This is a genomic window from Fructilactobacillus sp. X8R4C1, from assembly GCF_059900905.1.
In genome coordinates, this window is record NZ_JBWXVJ010000007.1 from 1 (window position 1) to 433 (window position 433).

A 433-nucleotide genomic window follows, 5' to 3' on the forward strand; every position below is an offset into this window, starting at 1 on the left:
TTGAGCCGTTAGCTCAGTTGGTAGAGCATCTGACTTTTAATCAGAGGGTCGGCGGTTCGAACCCGCCACGGCTCATTATTTATATAAATAGCATGTATGCCGACTTAGCTCAGTTGGCAGAGCACCTGTCTTGTAAACAGGGGGTCGGAGGTTCGAATCCTCTAGTCGGCATTTATGCGGAAGTAGTTCAGTGGTAGAACGCCACCTTGCCATGGTGGAGGTCGCGGGTTCGAATCCCGTCTTCCGCTTATGTCAATTTATAATGCCGGGGTGGCGGAATTGGCAGACGCACAGGACTTAAAATCCTGCGGTCAGTGATGACCGTACCGGTTCGATCCCGGTCCTCGGCATATTATTATGCACCTATAGCGCAATTGGATAGAGTGTCTGACTACGAATCAGAAGGTTGTAGGTTCGACTCCTACTAGGTGCA

Annotated in this window: 5 tRNA genes; all 5 read left to right on the plus strand. The window is 50.3% G+C overall.

Going from position 1 to position 433, the window contains the following annotated elements:
- The first annotated feature begins 2 nt into the window (after positions 1-2).
- A tRNA-Lys gene (locus AC6UDA_RS06910) sits at positions 3-75 on the plus strand.
- 23 nt (positions 76-98) lie between these two features.
- Positions 99-171 (plus strand) — tRNA-Thr (locus AC6UDA_RS06915).
- Positions 172-176: 5 nt separating this feature from the next.
- A tRNA-Gly gene (locus AC6UDA_RS06920) sits at positions 177-248 on the plus strand.
- 16 nt (positions 249-264) lie between these two features.
- Positions 265-350, plus strand: a tRNA-Leu gene (locus tag AC6UDA_RS06925).
- Positions 351-359: 9 nt separating this feature from the next.
- Positions 360-433: transfer RNA gene (locus tag AC6UDA_RS06930), tRNA-Arg, on the plus strand.